Origin of the sequence: Arthrobacter terricola (assembly GCF_004354015.1) — a bacterium.
Classification (GTDB): domain Bacteria; phylum Actinomycetota; class Actinomycetes; order Actinomycetales; family Micrococcaceae; genus Arthrobacter; species Arthrobacter terricola.
The window spans coordinates 56,526-79,663 of the sequence record NZ_SMRU01000018.1 but is presented as its reverse complement, the minus strand read 5'-3'; the positions used below and the strand labels follow the sequence as shown (position 1 = coordinate 79,663).

Here is a 23,138-nt window from a genome sequence, read left to right as displayed (position 1 = left end):
CTACGTAACTAAGTGGGAGGAAGCCACCACGGCGCCACGGTGTCTTTCCTCAGGAAAGGAAAACGATGTCGACAATGCAGACGAGTGCCGCGCAATCCTGGCAGGTCCTGCCCGAATATGAGCCCCAGGCCGAGTTGAGCGGCAAGCTCGTGGCGTGGGGTGACCCCGCGTTTCAGGAACTCTGGGACGGATGGGTCAAGCAGTTCGGACAGTTCCATCCCCAACTCGAGTTCGACTCGTTCCTCCGGGGCACATCCACTGCAGTGGGTGGCCTCTACACGGGCGTTGCAGACATCGGCCTGTTCGGCCGGGAGATCCGCAAGCTGGAGCGCACGTCGTGGAAGCGCATCTTCGATCACCAACCCGAAGGGTTCGCGATCGCCACCGGCGCGTTCGACACGTTCGCCAAGACCGTGGCGGTAGCGGTGCTGGTCAACGCAGATAATCCCCTGACGGAACTAAGCTTCGACCAGCTGGACGCGATCTACTCGGCCGAGCGCCGGCGGGGCTATCCCGAGCCGATCACCCGGTGGGGTCAGCTCGGTCTTACCGGCGAGTGGGCCGACGCGCCGATCCACGCCTATGGCCTGGATCGCGACACTGGGACGGCGCAGCACATGTGGCTGCGCGTATTGCAGGAAGGGCCGTGGTCTGATCGGGCGGTGCTGCCCAAGGGGGCACCGACGCGGATGTACGCAGGTTCCGGAGGACATGCCGCCGAGGCGCTCGTCGCTACGCTTGAGAGTGACCGCCACGGCATCGGGTTGGCGGGGTTCAGGAATCTGACCAAGGATTTGAAGGCAGTTCCGATTGTCGAGGACTCAGGTCATGCGGTCACGGGGACCCGGGAAACGACGGCCAGCCGTGAGTACCCGCTCAGCAGGTCGGTCTACGCGTTCGTCCGCGAGGCACCCCATACCCGCTGGGACCCGAAGGTGAAGGAGTTCATGCGGTTCGTGCTGAGCCGCGCCGGGCAGTCCGTGGTCGCCGCGGAAGGCGACTACCTGCCCCTGCCCGAGTCGGTCGCCGGCCCGGAACTCGAGCGGCTGATGGGTTTGTCTTCGCCCACGGAGTAGTGGGCCGGCACCTGTGGCGTGGACGGCGTCGTGGTGCCCGGGGCCAGGTCAGCGACCAGCCCCGGGCACCACGGTTATCCGACCATGCTCTCGACCCGGCCCGGCTGGAGGCCTGCAAGGAGCTTGGGCGCCTTGCCGGTGGTGATTTCCTCGGCAGCCAGCCTCCCGGTCACGGCGCCGAGGGTCACGCCGGTGGGGACGGTGGCGACATACAGGCCCGGGCGGTCGTCCCAAAAGCCAACGGCAGGAAGCCCGTCGAACGCTGGGCGGTGGGCGATCCGGATGCGTTCTGCCCGGACCGCGGCCGGCTCGACGTCGGTCAGCGCCTCCCCCAGCTGCGCGAACAGCGCCTGCACGGCCGGCTCGGGCAAGGTCCAGTTCGTGAGGTTGATGTCCGCATCGATGCCGGAGGAGCGGACGACAAGGCGCCCGCCGGAATCCGGCCGGACGCTGAGCCCGGGAACGTGCAGCACGGTCGTGAGCTTGGAGGACCCGGGCGAGGTGGTGACCGTGACTCCCGGGGTGCCCTCCGTGCGCACACTGATCCCTTGCGTTTCCAGAAGGCCGCCGATGCCGGCACCGGCTGAGACGACGACGACGTCGCTCTCGATCCGCTCACCGCCCTCGAGGACGACCCCGGTTATGCTTTCCGCGTCCGATAGGAGTGCCTCAACCTTGGTCGAGTGCCGTACGGTCGCGCCGTGGGCGGTGGCGGCGTCGAGCAGCTCGTGGATGAGCAGGGGCACCGTGATGTGCCCCTCGCCGGGAAAGAAGACGCCGGCTTGGTAGTCCTCGTTTGCACGGATCACGGGGTCAAGGCGCGGGATCTCCCTCGGGGCGACGGGGATCGCCGCGTAGCCGGAGGACTCGAGCAGCTCCGCCCGTGCGAGCAGCCCTGCGGCTTGGACAGCGGTGGCGGCCACGTGGAGATGACCGTTCCGGTGAAGCCAGGAAGAGCTGCCCAGCTCCCGGGCAACAAGTGGCCATTCGGCCATCGAGATGACGCTCAGATGGTGGTAGGGCCGGAGCTCCTTGGCGTTGGAGTTGAGCCACGCGAAGCTGGCCGCGCTGGCTCCTTCCCCGGGAATCCCCTGGTCAAGGACGGTCACGGCAACACCGCGTTTGGCGAGTTGGTAGGTGATGGATGCGCCCAGGACTCCAGCGCCGACGACGATGACTTTCACTGTTGTTTCTCCTTCTGGTTCACCCCGACGGTCCTACTTTGTGCCGGCCGGTCGTATGGCGGTGAGCACTTCCTCTGCGTTGTTGTGGTTTCCGGTGGGGACGGCGTACTGGTCCGTCTGGCTCGGCCAACCCGTGAACCGGTCGGTCCGCCACATTCCTACGCCCGAGATGTGGAAGAGCGGGATGATCGGTGCTTGGCTGACCATGAGCTTCTCCAGTCCGGCAAGAGCGGTCGTTTCTCCGGCACTGTTGGGCGCAGAGTCGGCGAAGTCCGCGAGGAGCTTGCCTGCCTGTGGGTTGGTGTAGCGCTGATAGTTCACGTTGGCCGACTTACCCAGGGGTGTGAGTTCGTTTTGGCTGAAGATCCGCGAATACAGGTCGTATACCGGAAGGATGCCGCCAAGTGCCCGGAGCGTCAGTTGATAGTTGCCATTTGACGTGTCGGTGTGCCAAGCCGGCTGAGCCTCGGTCTTGAGCGTCGTGGGGATACCCGCTGCGGCCAGGTCAGCGGCAATCGCTTGGCCGGCGCGCACCCAGTCTCCATAGGGGTTGGTGGTCGGCACGGTCAGCGTCAGCTGAAGTGGCTTGCCGTCGGGAGCCGTGAAGGTGCCGGACGTCCCTGCCGTGTAGCCCGCAGATATCAGGGTCTGCTTGGCGGCCTCAGCCCCCGCGCTGGAGAACGTCAGGTCTTTGTACTCGGGTGCGATGGATTTTGCCCTGCTCTTCGGGTCCAACCCAGTTGGCGATTCAGCCGGTGCGTTCTTGTCCCCGAAGGCCAGTTTCGAGACTTTGGCCCGGTCGATGGCTTCGCTGATTGCCAGTCGGAGGTGGGCATCATTGGTGGGCGCTTGGGCGTCGTTGGGATAAAGGAAGATCATGGCCGGGCTCGGGTTGGTGGACCAGTACCCGATTTTGGACGGTGCCTGTTTCGCGATGGCCGCAGGATCTGCTGTTCCGGTGGTGATCCAATCGACTTGGCCCGCCTGCAGGGCGGCGAGCATGCTGCTCTCCGAATCGAAGGCGAGGTACTGGGCCGTGTTGACTTTTGGCTGTTCGCCCCAGTAGTGGCTGTTTCGCTCCAGCGTGATGGCCTGTGGGCTGAAGGATTTCAGGGCAAACGGCCCGGTGCCGACCGGTTGGGGGTTGGTGTACTTGACCGGGTCGGCGACGTCCTTCCAGAGGTGCTCAGGCACAGGAGTGGTGTTAGACCAAAGGTATTGAAACGCCGGCTTCGTGAACGTCACCACTGTTGTAGCGGGATCGGGCGACGTGGCTGAAGCAACCGGCAGCCCGTAGAAATTGAGGGCAGGATATTTGCCCATCAACCGGAAAGTGAACGCGACGTCCTCCCCCGTCATGGGCTGCCCGTCGGACCACATGACGTCATTTCGCAGCTTGATGGTCAGCGTTTTCCCTCCGTTGGACCAGTCGCCCGATGTGGCGAGCCACGGCTTGCTTTGGGAATTTGCGACGTCATCGACCATGAGCGGTTCGAAGATCACGTACGACGAATTGCCGCTCGCATCCTTTGACGCATTGAGGAGCGGGTTGAACTGACTGGTGAACGGGCCCGTAGCGCCTGCGGCTACCCGGACCGTCAGTTCGTCGGCCCCCGCCGTCTTTGCAGGGCTACTGCAGGCGGCCAAGAGCATTGAGGCTGACGCAACGAGCGCCAATACCAGCCTTGTCCTGTATTTGGACTTCGTAGTTCTGTTCCTGGACTTCATTGTCACGAACTCCCCTTCCGGAACTCGAGTGGAGGGTGGCCGCCAACCCCTGCACGAACCTCCGTGGTGCCCGGTCCCGGCCTAAAGGACGGTGCGCGGGAGTCGTCCCGCGCACCGTTTTGGCGCTACTGCTCCTGAATGAGGCCTTCGAGCAGGGAGCGGTCATGACGCACCACGCGTTCGGGCAGAGGGAGGAACAGCCCGTCCTCCGCGACGGCCGCCTGCCCCTCTCGGCTGAGTGCGAAGCGTAAGATCTCTGCGGTGGCCGGCGGAACAGGCTCGCTGCCGGCGCCAGGGACGAACAGATACAACCGGCGACTGAAGGGATATTCCTGTGAGAGCGCGGTCTCGGGCGTGCACTCGACGGCAGGCCCGCCGACTCTCGGCGAGAGCGCGAGGGCCTTCGCCCCAGCGACGTCCAGGCCGTGGCCGAACCCGGCGTACCCGATTGAGTAGCGGTCCTCGGCAACACGCTGCGGAATTGTGTCCACCTGGTGCAGGAGCTCTATGTCTTCGCGGTAGTCGCCGCCAAGGAGCGAGCGTTCCTGGACGAACCTGTCAAAGCCGACATCCGGTGTCTGCCCCCAGAGCCTGATCGGCTGTTTTGCCCATTCGCCCTCGAGGCCAAGGTCCCCCCACGTGCGGATGGGGTCGAGGCCCTGGTTGCGGGTTGTCGAGTAGATGGCGTCGAGCTGGTCAAGGGAGATCTGAGCCAGGGGGTTGTCCTTGTGGACGAAAACCGCGACGGCGTGGGTAGTCCCAGGAATGTCCAGATTGCCGCCGCAGCCGGCGAAGCGACGCGGGACTCCGCCGAAGTGTGCCGCGAACAGGTCGCGCTCGCCCCAGAGCATCTCCCGCCCGATGAAAGCAAGATCGGCCTCACCGTCAACGAACGTCTGGGCTGCAACACTCGAGGCTACGATCAGCGTCTCGATGTTCAGCTCGGGGTGATATCGACTCAGGGCTTCGACCCACCGGGGGACGATCCCGATAGTGCGGTCGGAATGGACGAACCGCACCGTCCCCCTAAGTGCAGGACGGTGCGGTTCGAACGTGGGCAGCGCCGGGTCGACCTCGGGTGTGGGGCCGCTAAGCATGGGCATTTCGCGGGGTGTTTTGGTGATAACTGGCATTCGATCTCCCAATATCTATCGGTTGGATATGTGTAGTGATGACACCTCAAGGAATAGTGAATTAACAATGGTTATTTTGCGTTTATATCACCGGTGCGGATAGGCGTCAACGAATCACGCGCGGTCGACGCGACGCGTCAGCTGGCCAGCCGTCATTGCTGGCCGGTAGTCGATGCCAAGGTGCGGGGTTTCCACGACGCTGCCCCCGAGCCTGCGGGACGTCATCGCAGCTTCGAGAATGCCGCTGGTGAGCACGGTCCGTTCGATCGGGAACGGTGACTGGCACGTGAACAGGAACCGGTCGACGAAATGCGCCAGATGGTCGAAGTTCCAGGTCGGTGGCTTCTTTTGTCCCGGCGCCGCCACGGGCGCGCCGACCATCGGGACATCGGTGAGCTTGGATCCGGTGGGTGTCCAGGTGACCAGCGGGTCGGCGGTCTCTGCAGATCTCACGGCGATGGCCCGGCGCAGCATGAATCCGGTCAGCAGCAGCACGCTCACCCGGGTGCCGTCGTTGTAGTTGACGACGACGGCCTCTTCGCATCCGCGGGGCGAGGCGCCCAGGTCATGGCGTGTGTTTGACGGATACCGTGTGTAGTACTCCCGGGCGCCGCCGGCATAGTGGGGTACGGCTTCGATCGCCGCATCGGCGAGCTCCCGCGACCACAGACCGCCCTCGGTGAACGCGTCCCAAAACCGCTCTCCCGAGACGAACTGCACCGACGCCACACCGGTCTCGAATCCGGCCCGCCGTTCGATCATCGACTGGATCAGTTCCAGCGGGTGGAAGATGGGCGGCTCCCCCGAACCGGTGGCGACGGCGACGACTTCGTTCACCCGCGATCCGACCGGGATCTCCACGGGAGGGCAACGCACGGTCACGGGAACCGAGGAGCCCGCCATGAGCGGGATCGACAGCCGGCAGGACGTCTGGTAGACCTCGCTGATCTCGGCCCAGGTGTTTCCCAGGTGCTTGTCCATGAACACCGGAACCGGCCGCCCTGACCGCTCGCATTCGGCCGCCACCTGCATGAACATCTCGTAACGCCGGTCCTGGGGCCTGCCGCGCCGGTCGAACTCCTCGGGCCGCCCCGACCGGGGGTTGCGTTCGGCGATCAGGACGACGCCGTCGACATCGATCCCAGCGCCGGTCGCCGAGAGCGCATCGCCAAGGCTCCCCGCCGCCCGCACGCCCCACTGCCCGATCCGCTGCGCTCCGAGATCGGCCGGTCCCGGATCGAGCACGTGCAGCGACGCCAACTCGCAGAGCGGTTCAGACGGCGTCCACAGGAGCTCGTAGCCCTCGTGCAGGCGTCCCAGAACCAGGTCGGCGTGCGATCCGGACCAATATTCGTTGACCACCGCCGCGAATCTCGGCCGCCCACTCCGGCCGGTGGGTGTCTTGGCTTCAAATGCCGACATGTGTCGCCTCTCTTTCACGCATGAATTGGTAGACGGGATGATCCGCAGGCCGGTCATCCGGCAGGAGGCCCCACGGTCGGGTCGGGATATGGGTCGGCACGTGGATCATTCGGGTTACCGTCGGGTCCCGGAGGGTGCCCCCGACGGTCGCGGCCATGGCGCCGCAGCATCGGCAGGAGCGCGAGCCCGAGGATCAACGTCGGGATCCCACCCGCCAGCAAACCCCACCGGCTCCCGAACTCCTGTGCGATCCAGCCCATCAAGGGAGCGCCGATCACGGTGCTTCCACCCCAGCACATGGCCCACAGCGCCATGACCCGGCCTCGCATGTCGGCCCGTGCGGTCAGTTGCAGGTTGGCTTTCGCGCCGGCGTTGAAGGCAATGCTGGCAAATCCGACAAAGGCCAGGGCCACGAGGGCCGGCACGATCGTGGGGGCCAACGCGGCGAGAATCATGGTGGCACCCCAGGCGGCAGCCGTCAGCGACAGGGTGAAAGGGGTGGATGCCGCGCGCCGCCCGGCCGCGACCAGTCCGCCGACAATCGAGCCGATTGACATCGCCGCGACCAAAGCACTGTAGGTGGCCGCGTTGCCCGCGAACGCATCCGTGGCCAACAACGGCAGCGTCGTCGGGAACTCCCAGGCAAGGGTCCCGGTCACGATGATCATCAGCAGAGTGATCGCGAGATCCCGGGTCGTCAAGGCATACCGCACCCCCTCACGGACCTGACCGGGAGCACGGGGGGCCCGCTCCGACCGGAACATCTCCGACGGGCGCATCATCACGAGGCTCACGATCACGGAGCCGAAGGATGCGGCGTTGCAAAAGAAGCAGGCAGGAATGCCGATGATCGCGACCAACGCACCCCCGGCCGCCGAACCGAGCACACGGGCGAGATTGATCAACACCGAACTCAGGATGATGGCGTTGGACAGGTCCGAATCGTCGACCAGTTCAGAGATGATGCTCTGGCGGGCCGGGTTGTCGAACACCGTGAGGCAGCCGAGGAGGAAGCTGAGCCCGAGCAGGAGCGGATACGTCATCAAACCGGTCAGGGCGAGCACGCCGAACACCGCTGAGCAGATGGCGCATGCGGTCTGGGTAAACAACAGCATGCGCCGTTTGTCGTGCCTGTCGGCTATCACCCCGCTGATCGGGCCGGCAACAAGATACGGCAGGAGGCGTATGCCCACAGCCAGTCCGAGGGCGGAGCCACTGCCGGTCAGATGAAGGGTGAGAAAAGCGATCGCCAGTGTCTGCATGAAATTGCCGGCAACGGACACCGACTGCCCGACCGTGTAGAGCCGGTAGTTGCGCACGCGCAGTGAGCTGCCGGCGGCCAGAAGCCTGCGGCGTACCAGCTCCCCGGTGAAGGTCATGAGGGGAGAACGCCGGGGATGCGTTCGGGCAGGCCGCCCGTCCCCGGCAGCTCACGCTGTTCGCGGTGGTCGCTTCCCGGGTGACTCACCGGTCGCTGACAACGGCGCCGGGAGGCGCGGCGACGGCGGCGCCGACCGGTGTCAGTTCGCGAATCCAGGTGCGCAGCATGAGCCGGTCGCGGTCCTGGGGGTCGTCGCCGAAAGTGGTTCGGCCGTGCAGGAGCCGGCAGTTGTCGATGACGGCCAGCTGACCGGGAGCCAGCTTGACTTCGAGGCGGTCGGGGGCAGCCACAGCGGCGGCCACTTCCTGGTCGAAGCGGTCAAGCGCGCGGATCTGTCCGTCCGTGAGTGGCGTTCCGGCCGGGTGCTTGTGTCCGAGTTCGATGTATTCGCGCAGGTAGTTCACGTGCCAGCGGCCGTCGGGCTGGTGCTCCAGGACAGGGCGCGGCACCGGTGGCACATCGGCTTCGCGCTGGTCGAAGAGGAACGGTTCCTGCAGCACCGCCAGGGAGGCGGGGTCGAGTCCTTGGATGATTGTCCCGGTGGGGACAAGGATGAGGCCGCCTCCGACTTGGGCTTGGCGGATGCACAGGAGCGCGAAACAGTCCGGGGCGGTGTCAGGGCGGTGGGGGCCGTCGGTGTGGAATTGTCCTCCTTCGCGGCTGTCCGAGTACCGGCCGGTGGCGCCCTCGCCGAGCTTCACGCCGCGGTATTTCACTTCGCGCACGAGCTGGCCGGCGCCATCCTGGGGAAGCAGGCGTCCCAGGGCGGAGGAGACCGCGGCGGCGTACCGGGCCGCCAGTTCGGGTTCCTCCACCGGGATGCCCTCGATGATGGCCAGACCGTGCTCTTTCCAGCCCGGGCTGGTGAAGACTTCTTCGCGGAAGGCACGGACGGAAGGGTCCTCTCCGTCCGGGGTGGTATCGAGGATGGATGAGGGAAATGTCAGGTGTTCCATGGGCGGGCTCCTTACAGGCCGGGAGTTCTTGGCGGCGGTGCCGCACTGCGGAGACAGCTCCGGCGAAGGTCCGCGGCTGGGGCCTTCGCCGGAGTGGAGGGTGAAACGGTGTCAGGAGGCGACGGCGCTCTGCTCCTGGACGAAGGAGTTCGTGTAGAGGGTGGAGGGATCGATGTCGACCGTCTTGACCTTGGCCCGGGTCTGTCCGCTGACGGTGTCATCGAACGGGCAGGCCTTGATCGCGTCAATGATCAGCTGCGCGGATTCCGGCGAGATCGTGTACTCGCCCTGGGACAGGGTGGGCCACCTTTTGGCGATGGCTTGGACGGCCTCGGCCGTTTCCTTACCGGCGAGGTAGGTGGAGGACAGGAGTTCGGCGATCTGCTCGGGCGTGCTCGAACGGACGTACTCAAGGGTGCGGGCCATGGCGTTGACCAGGCCTTGGACCGCTTCCGGGTGGTCCTTGGCGAACTCCGGGGTGACGAGCACCGATTCGGCGGGCCAGACCGCGCCGAGCTCAGCGACTGTGCTGTCGCGGGTGCCCAGGTCGTACAGGGTGGAGACGAGTCCCGTGTCCTTCATGTAGCTCGTCATGGGCTCCATGAACGTCAGGACGTCGACGGTGCCTTCCTGGAGTCCCTGGGTGACCGCCTCGCGGCGTCCGTCGACCGCGGCCATCACCGGGGTGTAGCTTCCGCTCGGGAGTCCGGCGCGGGTGGCGAGGTAGCTTGTCACGATGCCCTTGGCGGAGTGGCTGGCGCCCTCGGCGATGCGACGGCCGGCAAAGTCGGCGGCGGAGCGGACGTCGTTCTTGGCCGCGTCCGACACCATCACCGTGATGCCCGGCGAGTCATGCAGGACCATGACGGCGAGCTGGGGTTTGCCGTTGACCACGCCGAAGACGGCGTGCTGGAACCAGTTCACCTGGGCCTCGAGACGGTCACCGCCAGCCTCGAGGTCCTTGATCTCCTGCTTGTTCAGCAGGGTGACGGCGAGATTCTCGTCCTTGAAGTACCCGAGCTGCTCGGCGACGTAGGCGAGCCAAGATGCCTTCGAGCCGAGCCGCAGGGAAAGCTGCGGTTCCTGGGATTCAGCCATTGAACCCTCCTTCTGGAGCGGCTTCCGGTCTCGCAGGATACGGACCGGTCCGCTCGCGTTCGCTGATGCACTACAACGTATCACTAACAAATATTCATGAATAGATGTATCAGCTGTTACTTTTCAAAAATCTCCAAGCGGCATCGTCAGTCCTGCGGATGTCACTCGGACAGCCAGATACCCCCGGGCCGACCCGCCGGCATCGGGCAAGAACGAAAATGAGCGGCCCCCGGGGATCAGTTCAGATCCCGGGAGCCGCTCATGCAGGGCTCGTGAAGGCAGGCCTTTGTGTCAGAGTGCCGCGCTGTCGGCTTCGTAGACGCGGGCTGCGAACTCTTCCAGCGTGGAGGCGCAGTCCGCCAGTGCATCGGAAACCTTGTCCGCCAGGGAGGCGCCGAGCATGTCGCGGGCCTTGACCTTCTGGTACCAGCCCTTGAGCTTGACGAGGTCTTCCTCGTTTTCTTCGAGCTCGCCGTAGGTGAAATGCTCCTCCCGGACCTCCTTCTCGACCCCGGCATGGAAGTCCCTGCATTTGTCGAGGATCTCTTCGTATTCCTCGTTGCGGGCCTCGTTGAACATCTCGACCAGGTCCGTTTCGCCGATGATCGAGGTGGAGTTGATGAGGAAGGCCTTCCCGGACATCGACTCAACGATTTCGTTCCGCAGTGCCCGCATGGCCCGTTCGCTTGCCGCGGTGCGTGGTACCGCGGCTGCCGAGTTCTGCATATAGATGGCCCCCAGGTTGCGCAGTTTGCGCCAGACGGCGGCGCGCAGGCGGGTCGGCTCGCTCGGCACCCGGTAGACCAGGAGCAGCCAGGTGGGCGAGCCCTGGGCCTTCGCCGCCTGCCGCTCGGGGGCGACGGCCGCCAGGTCGGGCATGACAACCTCACCGTCGGATGGGGCCTCTTTGTTCGTATTGACGCTCATCTGGTCTCCTCACTCGAGCAAGACAATCGTACCCCGCGGACGCTCGAAAGTACCGTGACGGATAGCCCTCCAGATTCTTGACGACCGCCAAGTCTCAAATACTCCATGACTTCCCCTCCAAACGATCAGCCGTTCTGATTGGAAGCTAACTTACTTATTCCAATTCAAGATTGACTGTTGCTTAATAGATCTAACAGTCGTTAGCATGGTCAACGAACGCAAAATTTGCGAAACCAGAAAGGTGGTTGTCATGGGTTCAAGTACCGACTGGGGCTTGGCCATCTCCGTGTTCGTGGCCGCGATCGTGGAAATGGTCGAGGCCCTGACGATCGTGCTCGCCATGGGCATGACCAGGAGCTGGAAGTCCACGCTGTACGGTGTCGGAACGGCACTTGTCGCCCTCACCGGCTTTACCGCGGTGACCGGGTATGCGCTGGCGAACTGGCTGCCGCGATCGAGTCTTCAGCTGGTCATCGGGGTCCTGCTGCTGATCTTCGGATTGCAGTGGCTCAAGAAGGCCATCCTGCGCTCGGCCGGCCGAAAGGCCATGCATGATGAAGCGCGGATCTACCAGAACAAGGTCAACGCTGCGGCCGCGGCCGGAGACAAGGTCCGCTTCGGCCTCGACTGGTTCTCCTTCGTCGTCAGCTTCAAGGGCACCTTCCTTGAAGGTGTGGAAGTCGTCTTCATCGTCATCACGTTCGGCCTGAACGCCAACAACATGCCGGTGGCCATCATGGGGGCCGTCGCCGCTGTCGTCGTCGTCCTGCTCGCCGCCATCGTCATCCATGCCCCGCTGACCAAGGTCCCGGAGAACACGCTCAAGTTCGGCGTCGGACTGCTGCTGACTACCTTCGGCACGTTCTGGGCCGTGGAGGGCCTGGGAGCCCTGACCCCCTCGCACACGAGCCTGGAATGGGTGATGTCGGACCTGGTCCTGCTGCCGATCCTCGCCGGTTGGGTACTGCTCTCGGCGATCCTCGTCAAAATCCTGAAGGTGCCCGCGGACCAGGTCCCGGTCATCGAAATCATCCAGCCCGTCAGCGTCCGAGAGGAAGCCTAAGCCATGAAATTCATCAAGGGATTCTTCCACTTCTGGTACGACTTCATCATCGGCGACGACTGGAAGATCGCCGTCTCGGTCCTCATCCCGCTCGTTGTCGGGGCAGGGTTCGTCCTGAACGGCTTCGAGGATTCGCTGCTCCTGCCCCCGATCCTGGCCGTCGCCTTGGCGGCATCCTTCGTCGTGGCTTTGTCCATCGACGTCAAGCAGCACCCGAGCGACTAGCCGCACCGAGCGCTGCCGCCCAGATCGTGGCCCGGTGCCAGCCGCTTGCCCTGGCACCGGGCCGCTTCCATATCCGTTGTAGAAAAGGAGTCGTCATGACCAAAGCCGCACACCTGCGCAGCCTCATCCGAGAAGGCAGGGCCCCCGTCTTGACTGCAGGAGCCCACGACGGGCTCGGCGCCGTCCTTGCCGAGCGGGCCGGATACCGCGCGGTCTGGGCCTCAGGGCTTGAGGTCTCCGCGGCCCACGCTCTGCCGGACGTCGGACTCCTTGGCATCAGCGACTATCTGGCCGCTGCCAGAATCATGAACCAGGCCTGCGGGCTGCCGGTCATCGCCGACTGCGATACCGGATTCGGCAATGAACTCAACGCCGCGTACACCGTCCAGCAGTACGAAGCAGCCGGCGTCGCGGCGATCTGCATCGAGGACAAGATCTTTCCCAAGGTCAACAGCTTCGCCGGCCACCGCCAGATGCTCGCCCCGATCGGCGAGTTCGCGCATAAGATCCGCGTCGCCAAGGGCTCGCAGAAAGACCCGGACTTCATGGTCATCGCCCGGACCGAGGCACTCATTGCCGGGGCCGGCATGGACGAGGCGATGGACCGGGCACACGCCTACGCCGACGCCGGAGCCGACGCCATCCTCATCCACTCCAAGGCAAAGACCCACGCCGAGGTCGAAGAATTCATGGGTCGCTGGGGCGGACGGCTTCCGGTCGTGATCGTCCCCACGACGTACTACGAATGGAGCGCCAGCGACGCCGGCCACGCGGGAGCCTCGATTGTCATCCACGCCAACCAGGGGCTCCGAGCCACCGTCAGCGCGGTCATGTCCGCGTTCGCCATCATGCTCAACGACGGCTGCTCAAGCGCCCTTGAAGGACAGATCGCCAGCGTCAAGGAGATCTTCGACCTGCAGCGCATGGACCAATGGCTGGAGCTGGAAGCATGATCGACTGCTGTGATCTCATCGCAGGCCTCGCAGCCCGCGGCTGGAACCAGGGATCCGGCGTACCCTGCAGCACCTTCGCCGGCCCGATCGCGCACCTGAGCGCCTCCGGACACTACCGGGCAGCCGCCAACGAAGGCCTCGCCCTCTCCGGCGCGGTCGGCGCCCGGCTCGCCGGCCGCCGCGAAGCGGTCTTCCTCCAGAACAGCGGGCTCGGCAACCTCATCAATCCCCTGACATCACTGTGTCAGCCCTATGCCGTTCCCGTGCTTGCCCTCGTCAGCATGCGCGGCTGGCCCGACCCCGGCGCAGACGAGCCCCAGCACGCCCTCATGGGCCAGACGACGGAGACGATCCTCTCGGCCCTGGGCATCTGGCACACGGTCCTTACCGCCGAATCCCTCGACCCGGCCCTGGACCGGGCGGAGCAGATGATCTCCAGCGGCCGGAGCGCGTTCCTTCTGGTCCCCCACCGCTCCATCAGCCAACACCCCGGTACTATGCCGGCCCTCCGGACGGGCGGGCCCGACACCGCCGAGGTGACCTCCGCCGTCGCGGACGCGTGCCCGCCCGGCACCGCGGTTTTCGCAACCACCGGCTACACCTCCCGCTACCTTCATGACGCACTGGACCGGCCGGAAAACTTCTACATGCAAGGATCCATGGGGCACGTCTCCTCCCTGGCACTGGGCTACGCCGACGCCGCGCCGGAGAAAACCGTCATCGTCCTGGACGGCGACGGCGCCGCACTCATGCATCTGGGCGCCTTGTCGACCATCGGCGCCGCGCAACCCGCCAACCTCGTTCACGTGGTCATCGACAACGGCGGGTACGAGTCGACCGGATCGCAACAAAGCACCTCCGGAACCACCGACCTTGCCGCCGTCGCGAAAGCCTGCGGATACCGAGCCGCCTCCACGGTGGACAGCGTGCAGGCCCTGCAGCAGCAGCTCGCGTCCGCTGCGGCCGCCCCCGGCCCGCACTTCATCCTCGTCCGGGCAGGAAGAACGGTCAGACAAACCCCCCAGCGTGCCGGCGCATCCCTGTCCCTGCCGCACATCGCGGCCCGGCTGCAGGACGCGACACTTCCAGCAGCAGCGGCCGCCAGCCATGCATGAGCTCCAGAACCTTCTCTTCAACGCCTCGAAGCTCGGACGCGCACCGCAACTGATCGAAGGCACGGGCGCTGCGTCTGCCCTGAGCAAGATCGTCGGCCGATCCCCCCGCCGGGTGCTCGTCGTCGGGAGCCGGCGGACCGTCGAAGGAATCCCTGCCCTGGCCTCCCTGGTACGCCACGGCGCGCACCATTACGGACTGACACGACCCAATCCGTCCGTCCAGGACGCACTGGATCTCTCGAGCGCCATCGAGGAAGCCCGGCCGACGACGGTTCTGGCCGTCGGCGGCGGCTCTGCCATCGACCAGGCCAAGGCAGCGCGCCTGTTCAAACCTGATTGCCGCCTGCTGGACTCCGGACTGCGGGGGGACGCCTCATCGTTGCGGCCGGACCCCCCGCTCCTCGTTGCCGTACCGACCACCGCCGGAACCGGCGCAGAGATGACCCCCTTCGCCACCCTGTACCGCGGGCAGGCCAAGGTCTCCCTCGACCTTCCGCAATGCCGCCCCGACCTCGCGGTGCTCGACGGCGAGCTGACCCGCACGTGCCCCGACCGGCACAGCCTCGCCGCGGTCCTGGACGCCGTGTGCCATGCGATCGAGTCCGGTTGGAGCCTGTCCCGCACACAGTCCTCCCGCTTGTACGCCAACGCCGCCCGGGACCACCTCGCCACCCACCTGGCCCGCACCGCTCCCCCGTCCCCGGGGAACCGGTGGGCCGACGATTCGGCGCACTCCGAGACCCGCCGCCACCTGCTCCTGCTGGCAGCAGCCGTTGCCGGGATCGCCATCTCTCAGACACGCACCACCGGCGCCCACGCCTTCGCCTACCACCTCACGGCCGCCTACGGCGTCCCCCACGGATTCGCCTGCGCGGCAAGCATGTCCTGGATCGAAGCCCAGGCCAGCTCCCGCCGGTCCGGGACCGTGGACGAGGCGACCCGCGCAGCGGTGGCCACCCTCAGGCAGCACCTCGACGGCGCCCAAGGCGCCCGCCTTGTCCACCTGCCCTCCCTCAACGGCAATGCCCTTGAGGAGTACGTCGACGCCGGCCTTGCCGTCCGTTCACGGATGGCGACCCACCCGGTTCCCATCGATCGGCCAGAAGCCATCCGCCACATCCGGGCGGACGGCCGCCTCGGCGGAACATCCGCCGCCAATGTTGCACGAAAAATGCCACAAAACGCTTGACCCGGCCTTCACGAACAATTTAGGTTAGGTTAGGCTTGCAAACTAACAGCTGATAGCAATTCTTGTGAACGGGGAGTCGCGCAGCTCTTAGGAAACGTCAAAGGTCATCAGAGTCGAGGCCAACCTCAACGGTCGCGACCGCGAACGAAAGAGGGCAGCATATGCGCTTCCTCGCACGACGCCTAGCGTTCTATCTCGTCACGGCGTGGGCTGCCATCACCATCAATTTCCTCCTGCCCAGGCTCATGCCGGGCGACCCGGTCCAGACCGTCATGGAACGCTTCAACGGCCAGTTGTCACCGGAGTCCAGCGAAGCCCTCGCCGTGGCTTTCGGCCTGGACCGCAGCAAGAACCTGTTCCAGCAATACGTGGAGTACATCGAACACCTCTTCCACGGCGACTTCGGACTCTCGTTCACTTATTTCCCGACACCTGTCTCCTCGGTAGTCGCCGACAGCCTGCCGTGGACGATCGGCCTGCTCGGGGTGGCGACCCTCGTGGCATCCCTGCTGGGAACACTTCTGGGCTGCATCGCCGGCTGGCGCCGGGGAACGTGGATGGACTCAGTGCTCCCGGTCGGGGCATTCCTGCGCGGAATCCCGCACTTCTGGGTGGGCCTGCTGCTGGTGGCAGTCTTCGCCGTCGGGTTCGGTTGGTTCCCGGTGAGCGGCGGATACGACCCGTCGATCCCGCCCAGCCTGAGCCTTGAGTTCATCGGCACCCTTCTGTACCACTCGATCCTTCCGGCGTTGACGATCGTCATCGGCTCGCTCGCCGGCCACATGCTGATGCAGCGCAACATGATGGTGACAACCTTGTCCGAGGACTATGTCGTCGTGGCGCAGGCCAAGGGCCTGTCCTCGCGAAGGGTCATGCTCAACTACGCGGCCCGCAACGCCATCCTCCCGGCCGTCGCCGGTTTTGCCATGGAGCTTGGCCTGGTCGTCAGCGGCTCGCTGCTCGTGGAGAAAGTCTTCTCCTTCCCCGGCATCGGCTACGTAATGTTCCAGGCCGTGAGCAACCAGGACTTCCCGCTGCTGCAGGCCATCCTTCTTGTGACGACGTTCGCCGTCCTGGCCGCGAACCTGTTCGCGGATGTGGCGTTCTTCGTCCTCGACCCCCGTACCCGGAACGCGTGAGGCATCCATGACATCCACCGCCGAAATCACAAAAGTCGTTACCAGCACCCGTCCACGCCGTAAAAAGCGCCACTGGCTCCGCTCCCGGAAGGTCCTCATCGGCGCATCGATCCTCGCCGTGTTCGCCGTAATCGCGATCATCGGACCCTGGATCGCGCCGTACGACCCCTCCGCCACGGGCCCGGACGTCCTCATGCCCCCTTCTGCCCAGCACCTGCTCGGCACCACCGCACTAGGTGAGGACGTCCTCTCCCAGGTCCTTGCCGGCACCAGGCTCAGCATCGAAGTGGGCTTCCTCGCCGCGCTCATCAGCGAGACGGTCGCGATCCTGGTCGGGATCACCTCCGGATACCTTGGAGGCTCCGCAGACGAGGTCCTGTCGCTGGGCACGAACATCTTCCTGGTCATCCCCGTGCTCCCCCTGCAGATCCTGATCATCGCCTATCTCGGAAACGTCAGCTGGGTGGTCACGGCGGCCGTCATCGCGCTGACGGCCTGGTCCCACGGGGCACGCAAGCTGCGCGCGCAGACCATGTCGATCCGCAAGCGCGACTATGTCGAGGCGGCCCGCGCCGCAGGTGAGCCGGCCTGGCGCATCGTCTGGTTCGAGATCCTGCCCAACGAGACAGCCATCATTGCCACCGGATTCCTCTTCAGCGTCCTGTCCGGCATTGTCGTCCAGACCGGCCTGGCGTTCCTTGGCCTCGGCGACGTCGCCAGCTGGAGCTGGGGATCCGTGCTGCGCTGGTCCGAATCGAGCAACGCTTTCCTGACCGGCGCATGGTGGTGGTACGTTCCCCCCGGGATCTGCCTTGCGCTGGTCGGCATGGGGCTTGCCTTGATCAACCTGGGAATCGACGAAGTGGTCAACCCCCGGCTGCGCGGCGTCGGCCGCGTCAAGACGGCCCGCGAACGCACCGGCTTCTCCCGCCGCCTCATCCAGCTGGACCACGACGCGGAGCACGCCGCGACCACGCCCGACGACGGGAATTCCGTCCTGGAAATCACCGGGCTTCGCGTCGACTACCAGACCGCCCACGGAGGCCTTCCAGCCGTGCGGGGCGTGGACCTGACCCTGCGCCGGGGAGAGGTCCTGGGCATCGCGGGCGAGTCCGGATCAGGCAAATCAACCCTGGCCTTCGCCGTCACGCGCCTGCTGCGGGCGCCGGGTGAAGTCGTCGGCGGCTCCGTGAAGTACTTCGGCCGCGCCAAGGACGGCACACCCGTTCCCCCGCTGGACGTCCTCTCCGCGAGCCAGGCCCAACTTCGCCGTTACCGGTGGGAGGAGACCGCGGTCGTGTTCCAGGCCGCCATGAACTCGCTGAACCCGGTTCTTACCGTCCGCACCCAGCTCGAGGACACCATCCGGGCCCACCGGCCCACGATGGCCGCCGCCGACCGGGAGGACCGTGTCGGGGAACTCCTGGAGCTCGTCGGGATCGACCGGTCCCGGCTCGGTTCCTACCCGCACCAACTCTCGGGCGGGCAGCGCCAGCGCGTCATGATCGCCATGGCCCTCGCCTTGGACCCTGCCGTGGTCATCATGGACGAACCCACCACCTCCCTGGACGTCGTGGTCCAACGCGACATCATCCGGTGCATCATGGACCTGCGCACCCGGTTGGACAGCTCGTTCATCTTCATCACCCATGACCTGTCCCTCCTGCTGGAGATCGCCGACCGGATCGCCGTGATGTACGCGGGCGAACTCGTCGAGCTCGGCGACGCAGCCCAGATCCAGCACCAGCCACGACACCCCTACACCCGTCGTCTGCTGCTGTCCTTCCCTGTCCTGCGCGGCCCACGGAGGAAACTCGCCGCGATCGACGGTGCCGCACCGAACCTCCGCAGCATCCCGACAGGGTGCGCCTTCCACACCCGCTGCCCCCTCGCCACGGACATCTGCGCCCAACAAGACCCGCCGCTGTTGGCCTTGGTGGATCAGCCTGGCCAGGACACCACGCACAATGCCACCGGCGACCCACGACGTGTCGCCTGCCACCACGTGGATGAAACCCTACAGCTGCGTCCCGTGGACGCTCTCATCCAAGAGGAGTTGCCCAGATGAACGCCGGAATCGAGGTGCTTCCCCTGTCCGAAACCGTCAAGAAGCCCGTGCTCGAGGCGAGCGACCTCGGCAAGACTTTCCATCTAGGCGGCGGCAGGTCCGCTGGCGGGCACCGGAAGGTCGTGGCGGTCGACGCCGTCAACCTCGCCCTCTGTGCCGGGTCCACCGTGGCGCTCGTGGGCGAAAGCGGTTCGGGGAAGTCCACCGTCGCCCGCCTGCTCGCCCAGCTGCTCCCGGCATCCGCCGGAGAAGTGCGGTTGCACGGGGAACCCGTGCACCCCCGCACCGGGCGCCAACGGCGCCGCTACGTCGGGGAAGTCCAGCTTCTCCTGCAGGACCCGTTCGCGTCCTTGAATCCCGTCCACACCATCCGCTACCAGCTCACCCGGGTGCTGCGGTTGCACGGCAACCACGCCGGGCGCCGGGGCATCGAAGAGCAACTGGATACACTTCTCTCCACCGTCCAGCTGCACCCGGCTTCCCAATTCCTGGACAAGTACCCGCACGAGCTCTCCGGTGGCCAGCTGCAGCGCATCGCGATCGCCCGGACTCTGGCGGCCTCGCCCTCGGTCCTGCTGCTGGACGAACCGGTCTCCATGCTGGACGTGTCCATCAGGCTTGGCATCCTGAACCTGCTCGCGAACCTCAAGCAGCAGCAGGACCTGGCCATCTTGTACATCACCCATGACATTGCCTCCGCCCGGTACTTCGCGGACGAGATCCTGGTGATGTACCGCGGACACGTCGTGGAGCGCGGGCCAAGCGAAAGCGTGACCCAGCACCCGACACACCCGTACACCCAGCTGCTGATCGAGTCGGCCCCCGACCCCGCGCGTCGCGGCCGCGACGCGGCCGAAGTGCCCGGTATCGGCCGCGGTGGCGGCGCCGCATCGGCGGCAGCCCCGACCGGCTGCCCGTTCGCCCGGCGCTGTCCCTTCGCGATGGATGTCTGCTTCACGCAGATGCCTGCCGTCTCGGCGGTGGACGAAGAGGGCCACGAGGTGCGGTGCTGGCTCAACAGCCCGGAAACGGCTGGCGGCCCCCGGCACTAAAGATCCTGCACCGGCACTGTCTGGAATGAGTCCCGGGAGCCCGGGCGGCAAGGCTTAGCCAAGGTCGCCCGGGCTCCCGCGCGTGTCATCGGGTTCCGGTGAGTCCGCTGTTTTCTGTTCCGTCCGAAGGGTCCGGCGGACCCTTATAGCCGCGGCGCAGGTGACCACCGCCGATGCCAGGCCACCAGAGGCGAGTGCGGCCGCTGGCCCGAACTGTTCGGAGAGGTACCCCAGGACCGGGCCGCCCAAGGGTGTTCCACCCGCGGTGGCGATCACGAACGCGGACATCACCCGCCCCCTGAGCTCATAGGGAGTGACCACCTGGATCAGCGAATTCGCTGTGGTGTTGATGCTCAGGGCGAGAAAGCCCAGTGGGACCAGGGTAGCCACGAACCAGCCGTAGCTTGGCATCAACGCGGACGCGACTTCGGTGATGGCGAACAGGGCCGTGACGAGAACCAGGTAGGAGAACCGGGGCCTTCCCCGCCATGCGGATACCAACGCACCGGCCATGGATCCGGCCGCAAGCGCTGTCAGCAGCACCCCGTAGCCCTGGGCGCCGGTGTCATACCGGCTTCTCGCACTCAGGGCCAACAGCACAGGCCAGTTCATGGCGAACGTGGAAGTGACAAAAACGAGTCCCAGGGTGGCCCCGACCCGCCGGTCACGAACGATGTATGACCACCCGGCCCGGATCTGCCCGCGGGACCGCAGGGTGGGGGGTTCGACGAACAGCGACTCACGGCGCATCAAAGCCACTGAAACGATGACAGCCAGGAAGGACGCCGCGTTGACCAGGAAGGCCGGGCCTGCGCCGACCAAGACGATCAGGGCACCGCCAATGGCGGGCCCGATCATCCGTGAGACATTGAACGTCGCCGAATTCAGCCCGACCGCTGCCGGAAGCCGATCACGGCCGACCAATTCGATGAGGAACGATTGGCGCGTGGGGTTGTCCACCGCCGCGGCCACGCCCATGACCCCGGCAAGGACGTAGACGTCCGTAAGCGTGAGCTGCCCGGTGAGGGCGAGGACTCCGAGAGCCGCTGCCGCCAGCGCCAGCACGGACTGGGTGATGATGAGCAGCAGCCGTTTGGAATATCGGTCCGCCAGGAGACCGCCCCACGAGCTCAATAGCATCATGGGGGTGTACTGGATTGCCGAAACAAGGCCGAGCGCGACGCCCGAGCCGTTGGTCAGATCCAGAACGAGCCAGTCCTGGGCGACCCGCTGGGTCCAGGTTCCCGAGACCGACAGCAGCTGGCCGGCAAGAAAAAGGCGGTAGTTTCCCAGACGAAGGGTCTCGACGGGACCACCCGCTGTCGACGTCCGTCTCCGCGGGGGGCGGCTCGCTCCGCGAGGAGGCGGTGGCGTTAACAGTCGAACTCAACTCCCTACCCTCAGCGTGCGAGCGTCCACTCACGCGGACAACGATCAGTCATAAATGTGGGAGTAGTTGATGCAGACAAAGCACCGGTGGCCCGTGCCGTCGTGCCGGCACTGCCTCTCGCGCGCCTCCCGGTCCGCTTTCCGCTTCTCCCACCAGGCGTGCAACCGGCCCCACAGCCGCAGTACCAGCATCGATCTCACGCGCCCCTCCTTCAGTGGAGTATCCCGCCGGCCCGGCGGCTTTTCATCGCGAACCGTTCCCTCCGCACCGGCCATCCGAAACCCTGGCGATACTTTGAAAAACGAACAGTTGATACATTTGTTTCTCCATATCTGCTACATATAATCTATCATGTTTGTTATTCAACATATAGTAGGAGGCGTGGATGGATCTGCAACAACTGTCCGGTGGCGCATTTGTACGTCCCGCCCGGGCCGAAGACCTGCCACGAATCGTCGGTCTCCTCGAATCCGACGCACTCGGCCCGGCCGGCGGCCTGCCCGCCACTACCGCGGAGGGCTACCTGAGGGCCTTCGAAGCCATCACCGCCGAACCGTCCAACGAGCTATGGGTGGCCACCGATGAGGGCGGGGAGGTGATCGGGACTCTTCAGTTGATCTTCTTCACGACCTTGAGCTGGAACGCGGCCCTGAGGGCCCAGCTCGCGGGAGTGCGGATCGCCGCAAGCCAGCGCGGGCGCGGAACCGGTTCCGCTTTGGTGGCGTGGGCCGTGGAGCGGGCCAAATCCAAAGGCTGCCATGTCGTGCAGCTCTCCTCGGACAAGAGGCGGGCCGACGCCCACCGTTTCTATACCCGGCTGGGCTTCGTTCCCAGCCATGAAGGACTGCGGCTGGTCCTACCGTGAAACCCGTTCGCGTGCTCGTAGCCCCCGACGCGTTCAAGTCATCGCTATCGGCGGCGGAAGCCGCCCGCCACCTTGCCGCAGGCGTGGCCGGGGCAGGGGCGGACTGCACAACGGTCCAATGTCCCATCGCCGACGGCGGCGAGGGCACCATCGCTGTCCTGGAAAGCCTGGGCGCCGACATACGGCGCACCGTAGTCAACGGTGCGCTGGGGCACCCGGTCCCGGCGTCCTGGGCTGCATTTGACGGAACCGCGTACATCGAGGTGGCCCAGGGGGCGGGCGCGCACCATGTACCCGTCCGCACCGCGCAGACCTGCCTGAGGGCGGCGAGCACCGGCGTCGGGCAGCTGATCTCCGCGGCCCTTGACGCCGGGCACCGCAAAATCGTCCTGACCACGGGCGGCAGTGCCGTGAGTGACGGAGGAGCCGGCATGCTCCACGCCCTCGGCGCGGAATTCTCCCCTGATGACGCGGGCAGCGCCGGCGGAGGGGCGCTCTCCTGGATCTGCGGCGTGGACCTGTCGACCCTGGATCCGCGGCTGCAGGAAGCGGACATCACCGTGGCCGTGGACGTGAACAATCCGCTCCTCGGGGACGCGGGAGCAGCGAAGACGTTCGCCCCGCAGAAGGGGGCAGGACCCCGGGAAATCGAACTCCTCGAGGCAGGTCTGGCCCACTGGGCGGATCTCATCGACCGTGACGGCAGCAACCGGTCCCGGGAGCCAGGCTCGGGAGCCAGTGGCGGCATCGGTTTCGCGGCGATGTCGGCTTTGGGGGCCAGGCGCGTTTCCGGCGCCGATATGGTGCTGGACCTTCTGCGGATCGACGCACTGCTGGGCGAAGCCGACCTCCTCGTTACCGGCGAAGGTTCGCTCGACAGCCAGAGCCTCTTCGGCAAGGCCCCCCTGTCCCTGGCGGCCCGGGCCGCAGCACATCGTGTCCCGGTCGTGGTCGTCGCAGGCCGTGTGGAACTGCCACCGTCGGAGCTACTGGCATACGGCATCAGCGCCTCCTGGAGTCTGGTCGAACTGGCTGGCTCGACAGCAGCCGCGCTTGAGGATCCTTGTCGATGGCTTCAGGAGGCGGGCCGCCTCGTCGCCGCGCAGGCGTCGCAGCTGGCCTGACCGTCCGGGCATGCGTCGGCGGCCGGACGAAGGAACCCCGTCCGGCCGCC

Annotated in this window: 21 protein-coding genes; 11 read left to right on the top strand and 10 right to left on the bottom strand. The window is 65.9% G+C overall.

From position 1 onward, the window contains the following. The first annotated feature begins 65 nt into the window (after positions 1 to 65). On the top strand, positions 66 to 1,076 hold the full coding sequence (locus tag E1809_RS15650) for a PstS family phosphate ABC transporter substrate-binding protein (RefSeq protein WP_133205166.1): 1,011 nt from the start codon (positions 66 to 68) through the stop codon (positions 1,074 to 1,076). A 74-nt stretch (positions 1,077 to 1,150) separates the two neighbouring features. Here the strand turns inward: E1809_RS15650 and E1809_RS15645 are convergent, their stop codons facing one another. The 8 genes from E1809_RS15645 to E1809_RS15610 form a co-directional block, all read right to left on the bottom strand. After that, positions 1,151 to 2,260, bottom strand: coding sequence for an NAD(P)/FAD-dependent oxidoreductase (locus E1809_RS15645; RefSeq protein ID WP_133205165.1), 1,110 nt, complete (start codon positions 2,258 to 2,260; stop codon positions 1,151 to 1,153). Between the two features lie 33 nt (positions 2,261 to 2,293). Continuing rightward, complete coding sequence (locus E1809_RS15640) at positions 2,294 to 3,988, bottom strand: ABC transporter substrate-binding protein (protein WP_235835634.1); 1,695 nt, start codon at positions 3,986 to 3,988, stop codon at positions 2,294 to 2,296. A gap of 125 nt (positions 3,989 to 4,113) precedes the next feature. Continuing rightward, positions 4,114 to 5,121 (bottom strand): PstS family phosphate ABC transporter substrate-binding protein, encoded by a 1,008-nt coding sequence (locus E1809_RS15635; RefSeq protein ID WP_133205164.1) that lies wholly within the window; start codon positions 5,119 to 5,121, stop codon positions 4,114 to 4,116. A 114-nt stretch (positions 5,122 to 5,235) separates the two neighbouring features. Next, on the bottom strand, positions 5,236 to 6,543 hold the full coding sequence (locus E1809_RS15630) for a hypothetical protein (protein ID WP_133205163.1): 1,308 nt from the start codon (positions 6,541 to 6,543) through the stop codon (positions 5,236 to 5,238). 53 nt (positions 6,544 to 6,596) lie between these two features. Next, positions 6,597 to 7,922 (bottom strand): MFS transporter, encoded by a 1,326-nt coding sequence (locus tag E1809_RS15625; RefSeq protein ID WP_133205162.1) that lies wholly within the window; start codon positions 7,920 to 7,922, stop codon positions 6,597 to 6,599. A gap of 85 nt (positions 7,923 to 8,007) precedes the next feature. Next, positions 8,008 to 8,880 carry a TauD/TfdA family dioxygenase gene (locus tag E1809_RS15620; protein ID WP_133205161.1) on the bottom strand — a complete coding sequence of 291 codons (873 nt, stop codon included), beginning with the start codon at positions 8,878 to 8,880 and terminating at the stop codon, positions 8,008 to 8,010. Positions 8,881 to 8,991: 111 nt separating this feature from the next. Then, a complete protein-coding gene (locus tag E1809_RS15615; RefSeq protein WP_133205160.1) occupies positions 8,992 to 9,978 on the bottom strand; it encodes an ABC transporter substrate-binding protein in 987 nt (328 codons plus the stop codon). Positions 9,979 to 10,269: 291 nt separating this feature from the next. Further along, positions 10,270 to 10,905, bottom strand: coding sequence for a Chromate resistance protein ChrB (locus E1809_RS15610; RefSeq protein ID WP_205754209.1), 636 nt, complete (start codon positions 10,903 to 10,905; stop codon positions 10,270 to 10,272). Between the two features lie 250 nt (positions 10,906 to 11,155). Here E1809_RS15610 and E1809_RS15605 point away from each other — a divergent pair, with 250 nt between their 5' ends. The 8 genes from E1809_RS15605 to E1809_RS15570 all read left to right on the top strand — a co-directional run bounded on the left by E1809_RS15605 (position 11,156) and on the right by E1809_RS15570 (position 19,709). Beyond that, positions 11,156 to 11,968, top strand: coding sequence for a COG4280 domain-containing protein (locus tag E1809_RS15605; protein ID WP_133205159.1), 813 nt, complete (start codon positions 11,156 to 11,158; stop codon positions 11,966 to 11,968). Between the two features lie 3 nt (positions 11,969 to 11,971). Continuing rightward, the gene (locus E1809_RS15600; RefSeq protein ID WP_133205158.1) at positions 11,972 to 12,193 is read left to right on the top strand and encodes a hypothetical protein; all 222 of its coding nucleotides are present in this window, start codon (positions 11,972 to 11,974) and stop codon (positions 12,191 to 12,193) included. A 95-nt stretch (positions 12,194 to 12,288) separates the two neighbouring features. Then, positions 12,289 to 13,146, top strand: coding sequence for an isocitrate lyase/phosphoenolpyruvate mutase family protein (locus tag E1809_RS15595; RefSeq protein ID WP_133205157.1), 858 nt, complete (start codon positions 12,289 to 12,291; stop codon positions 13,144 to 13,146). Then, positions 13,143 to 14,261, top strand: coding sequence for a phosphonopyruvate decarboxylase (gene aepY / locus E1809_RS15590; protein ID WP_205754208.1), 1,119 nt, complete (start codon positions 13,143 to 13,145; stop codon positions 14,259 to 14,261). Before E1809_RS15595 ends, aepY begins: the two co-directional genes overlap by 4 nt. Beyond that, positions 14,254 to 15,450, top strand: a complete 1,197-nt coding sequence (locus tag E1809_RS15585; RefSeq protein WP_133205155.1) for an iron-containing alcohol dehydrogenase — start codon at positions 14,254 to 14,256, stop codon at positions 15,448 to 15,450. The genes aepY and E1809_RS15585 overlap by 8 nt, the downstream gene beginning before the upstream one ends. Positions 15,451 to 15,611: 161 nt before the next feature. Next, positions 15,612 to 16,589 (top strand): ABC transporter permease, encoded by a 978-nt coding sequence (locus E1809_RS15580; protein WP_133205154.1) that lies wholly within the window; start codon positions 15,612 to 15,614, stop codon positions 16,587 to 16,589. A 7-nt stretch (positions 16,590 to 16,596) separates the two neighbouring features. Further along, on the top strand, positions 16,597 to 18,657 hold the full coding sequence (locus E1809_RS15575; RefSeq protein ID WP_133205153.1) for a dipeptide/oligopeptide/nickel ABC transporter permease/ATP-binding protein: 2,061 nt from the start codon (positions 16,597 to 16,599) through the stop codon (positions 18,655 to 18,657). Further along, positions 18,654 to 19,709 (top strand): ABC transporter ATP-binding protein, encoded by a 1,056-nt coding sequence (locus tag E1809_RS15570; RefSeq protein WP_133205152.1) that lies wholly within the window; start codon positions 18,654 to 18,656, stop codon positions 19,707 to 19,709. Before E1809_RS15575 ends, E1809_RS15570 begins: the two co-directional genes overlap by 4 nt. A gap of 54 nt (positions 19,710 to 19,763) precedes the next feature. Here the strand turns inward: E1809_RS15570 and E1809_RS15565 are convergent, their stop codons facing one another. Both E1809_RS15565 and E1809_RS26725 read right to left on the bottom strand, forming a co-directional pair. After that, the gene (locus tag E1809_RS15565; protein ID WP_268908704.1) at positions 19,764 to 21,002 is read right to left on the bottom strand and encodes an MFS transporter; all 1,239 of its coding nucleotides are present in this window, start codon (positions 21,000 to 21,002) and stop codon (positions 19,764 to 19,766) included. 141 nt (positions 21,003 to 21,143) lie between these two features. After that, positions 21,144 to 21,299, bottom strand: a complete 156-nt coding sequence (locus E1809_RS26725) for a hypothetical protein (RefSeq protein WP_165962337.1) — start codon at positions 21,297 to 21,299, stop codon at positions 21,144 to 21,146. A 185-nt stretch (positions 21,300 to 21,484) separates the two neighbouring features. On the opposite strand from E1809_RS26725, the gene E1809_RS15560 reads away from it, so the two are divergent. After that, a complete protein-coding gene (locus tag E1809_RS15560; RefSeq protein WP_133205150.1) occupies positions 21,485 to 21,964 on the top strand; it encodes a GNAT family N-acetyltransferase in 480 nt (159 codons plus the stop codon). A gap of 11 nt (positions 21,965 to 21,975) precedes the next feature. Next, positions 21,976 to 23,088 carry a glycerate kinase gene (locus E1809_RS15555; protein WP_205754207.1) on the top strand — a complete coding sequence of 371 codons (1,113 nt, stop codon included), beginning with the start codon at positions 21,976 to 21,978 and terminating at the stop codon, positions 23,086 to 23,088. Positions 23,089 to 23,138 lie beyond the last annotated feature (50 nt).